A 3790-nucleotide genomic window follows, 5' to 3' on the forward strand; every position below is an offset into this window, starting at 1 on the left:
CGGCCCGCTCCCGGTGAGCGGGTGGACGCTCGCCGAGGACGTCGTCCGGCTCGCCGCCGAGAGCCCGTCGGTCCCCGGGGCGGTCGAGCGTCTCGCGGCGGGTTCGGGGCGTGAGCGCGACGGTCTCGGCCTCGCCGTGCACGCGTGGCGGGAGGGCGGGGCGGTCGCGCTGGCGGTTCTGGAGGAGGAGTGGACTCCGGAGGGCGAGGTGGCTGCACGCGCGTGTGCGGCTCTGGAAGCGGCCTGGGATCCCGGCGAGCGCCCCGCGCTCCGGCCGCACGCCAACCGGTGGACCGAGACCAGGGCGTCCACGCAGATACGGCTGGACCGGGAGGGCCGTTGGTGGCCCTACCACAGCGAGGACGGCCACTGGGCCCCCGCCGGCGGACCGTCCCCGGACCCGGCGGCAGCTCTGGCCGCGGCGTCCGGGGACGAGGCGGATCTCCTGTGACGGAGGCTCCCGCGCGGCGCCACGAACGCGTGTGCGCCCCACCACCCGCAAAAACACTGGCATGCGCCTGCGCGCGGGAGACCTGGATCCAGTACCGCGCAGCTTCAGGGCAGCAGCGACTCCAGGTCGCTCGGAATCAGCCCGCTCGGGATGAGCCCGCTCGGAATCGCCGTCGGCAGGCGCGTGGGGAGCCGTGTGGGCAGCCGCGTCGGGAGGACGCCCGAGGGGAGGAGCTCTGTGGGAAGGCTGCTGGGCAGTCGGCCGGAGGGCTCCGAGGTCGTCGCGGCGGTCGGTGACTTCTTGTCGTCCGCGTCGCCGCCCCCTCGGGTCGTCAGGACGACGATCAGGACCACCGCCACGCCGAGCAGTGCGGCCAGGGCGGCGAACAGGGGTGTACGGCGTTGGGGGCGGGACGGGAGGGACCGGTCGTCGCCGGGCGGCGGGGGTCCGAAACCGCCGCCGGAGGGCGGGTGCGGGGGCATGGGCGGAGTGGCCATGGCATCCACCCTGACGCCGCCCGGAGCCAACGGCGAGCCCCGCGCGGGAGCTTGGTACCGGCTCATGCCGAGGAGGACATGATTCCGGCGTATCGGTGACGATGCCTTGTGAGGGGGGACGTGATGGTCGCGGGGGACCTGAACTCCCACGCGCGCGCACCCGCCCGGCCGGGACAACCCTCACCCCGGCCGCCCTGGACACCGGCAGGCACGCGCGCGTGGAGGGTGATCAGCCGCGGGCGCCGAGGAGGTGGTCCATGGCGAGCTGGTCGAGGCGCTCGAAGGCCATGCCGCGTGCGGCGGCGGCCTCGGCGTCGAAGTCCTCGAAGGCGGTGCGGTCGGCGAGGAGCGCGGCGAGGCCGTCGGCGGCGGTCTGCTGGGCCAGCTCGTCGAGGCGGGACGCGCGCAGCGCCTCCTGGACCTCCGGGTCGGCGCGGAAGGCGAGCGCGCGCTCCTTGAGGATCAGGTAGTTGCGCATGCAGCCGGCCGCGGACGCCCAGACGCCGTCGAAGTCCTCGGTGCGCGGGGGCTTGAAGTCGAAGTGCTTGGGACCGGCGTACCCGGCGCTCTCCAACAGGTCGACCAGCCAGAACGCGGAGCGCAGGTCACCGGCGCCGAAGCGGAGGTCCTGGTCGTACTTGATGCCGGACTGGCCGTTGAGGTCGATGTGGAACAGCTTGCCCGCCCACAGCGCCTGCGCGATGCCGTGCGGGAAGTTGAGGCCGGCCATCTGCTCGTGGCCCACCTCGGGGTTCACGCCGTACAGCTCGGGCCGCTCCAGGCGCTCGATGAACGCGAGGGCGTGGCCGACGGTCGGCAGGAGGATGTCGCCGCGGGGCTCGTTCGGCTTGGGCTCGATCGCGAACTTCAGGTCGTAGCCCTGGGAGGTGACGTACTCGCCGAGGAGGTCGAACGCCTCCTTCATCCGGTCGAGGGCGACGCGGACGTCCTTGGCGGCGCCGGACTCGGCACCCTCACGGCCGCCCCAGGCGACGTACGTCTCGGCGCCCAGCTCGACGGCGAGATCGATGTTGCGGATCGTCTTGCGCAGCGCGTAGCGGCGGACGTCGCGGTCGTTCGCGGTGAACGCGCCGTCCTTGAAGACGGGGTGGGTGAAGAGGTTGGTGGTGGCCATCGGCACCTTCATGCCGGTGGTGTCGAGGGCCTCGCGGAAGCGCTTGATGTGGCCCTCGCGCTCGCTGTCGGAGGACCCGAAGGGGATCAGGTCGTCGTCGTGGAAGGTGACGCCGTGGGCGCCCAGTTCCGACAGGCGCTGAACGGTCTCGACCGGGTCGAGCGCCCCGCGCGTGGCGTCGCCGAAGGGGTCCCGTCCCTGCCAGCCGACGGTCCACAGGCCGAAGGTGAACCTGTCCTCGGGGGTGGGCTGGTAGCTCATACTGCGGCTCCTTGCTGCGGATCGGCGCCACGTACGACTATTTCGTCATGGCCGTTTACAAATTAGTATGCGGACGCACCTCTGGGAAGACCGTTCTCCCCGAGCCGTAAAAAATCACAGAGCCGCGAACTATGAGGGAGAGCCCGATGTCAGCAGCCGAAGGTCCGCTCGTCGTCGGCGTGGACTCGTCCACCCAGTCGACCAAGGCGCTCGTCGTCGACGTGGCGACCGGCGAGGTCGTCGCGAGCGGCCAGGCCCCGCACACGGTGTCCTCGGGGGCCGGGCGGGAGAGCGACCCGCGCCAGTGGTGGGAGGCGCTCGGGGAGGCGCTCAGGCAGTGCGGCGACGCCGCGCGGGAGGCCGCGGCGGTGGCGGGCGGCGGCCAGCAGCACGGTCTGGTGACGCTGGACGCCGACGGCGAGCCCGTCCGCCCCGCCCTGCTGTGGAACGACGTCCGCTCCGCCCCGCAGGCACGCCGGCTCACCGAGGAGCTGGGCGGCGCGGAGTTCTGGGCGGAGCGCACCGGTTCGGTCCCGGCGGCGTCGTTCACGGTCACCAAGTGGGCGTGGCTCGCGGAGAACGAGCCGGAGGCGCTGCGCGCGGTGAAGGCCGTCCGGCTGCCGCACGACTACCTCACCGGACGGCTGACCGGCGAGGGCACCACGGACCGCGGGGACGCCTCCGGGACGGGTTGGTGGGCCTCGGGGACGGAAGGCTACGACGAGGAGATCCTCGCCCGCGTCGGCCTCGACCCGGCGCTCCTGCCGCGTGTGGTGCGCCCCGGCGAGGTCGCGGGCACCGTCCGTGACGGGCACGGGCTGCCGTTCGCCAAGGGCACCCTCGTCGCGGCCGGTACCGGTGACAACGCGGCGGCGGCCCTCGGCCTCGGACTGCGTCCCGGGGCGCCCGTCCTGAGCCTCGGCACCTCCGGGACCGTCTACGCGGTGTCGAAGCGGCGCCCAGCCGACCCGACCGGCACGGTCGCCGGTTTCGCCGACGCGCACGGCGACTGGCTCCCCCTCGCCTGCACCCTGAACTGCACGCTCGCCGTCGACAAGGTCGCCGCCCTGCTGGGCCTGGACCGTGAGGCCGTGGAGCCCTCCACCGGCGTCACCCTCCTGCCCTACCTGGACGGCGAGCGCACCCCGAACCTCCCGAACGCCTCCGGCATCCTGCACGGCCTGCGCCACGACACCACCGCCGGCCAGCTCCTCCAGGCCGCCTACGACGGCGCCGTGCACTCGCTGCTGGGCGCACTGGACCTCGTCCTCGACAAGGACGCGGACCGCTCCGCGCCGCTCCTGCTGATCGGCGGGGGTGCCCGGGGCCGCGCCTGGCAGGAGACCGTGCGGCGCCTGTCCGGACGTCCCGTCCAGGTCCCGGAGGCCAAGGAGCTCGTCGCTCTCGGCGCCGCCGCGCAGGCCGCCGGCCTCCTCACCGGCGAGG

Annotated in this window: 3 protein-coding genes and 1 pseudogene; 2 read left to right on the forward strand and 2 right to left on the reverse strand. The window is 73.6% G+C overall.

What is annotated here, in order from left to right; all coding sequences use genetic code 11:
• Window positions 1-451: pseudogene (locus ACVNF4_RS33650) on the forward strand (SWF or SNF family helicase); the annotation flags it as partial.
• Window positions 452-555: 104 nt separating this feature from the next.
• Here ACVNF4_RS33650 and ACVNF4_RS33655 read toward each other — a convergent pair.
• Entirely contained in the window at window positions 556-948 is a 393-nt protein-coding gene (locus tag ACVNF4_RS33655; protein WP_461806667.1) for a hypothetical protein, read from the reverse strand.
• A gap of 229 nt (window positions 949-1177) precedes the next feature.
• Window positions 1178-2344 carry a xylose isomerase gene (gene xylA / locus ACVNF4_RS33660; RefSeq protein ID WP_461806668.1) on the reverse strand — a complete coding sequence of 389 codons (1167 nt, stop codon included), beginning with the start codon at window positions 2342-2344 and terminating at the stop codon, window positions 1178-1180.
• A gap of 146 nt (window positions 2345-2490) precedes the next feature.
• Here xylA and xylB point away from each other — a divergent pair.
• On the forward strand, window positions 2491-3790 hold a 1300-nt coding region (gene xylB / locus ACVNF4_RS33665; RefSeq protein WP_461806669.1), incomplete at its 3' end, for a xylulokinase.

The sequence above is a fragment of the Streptomyces sp. S6 genome (assembly GCF_054880855.1).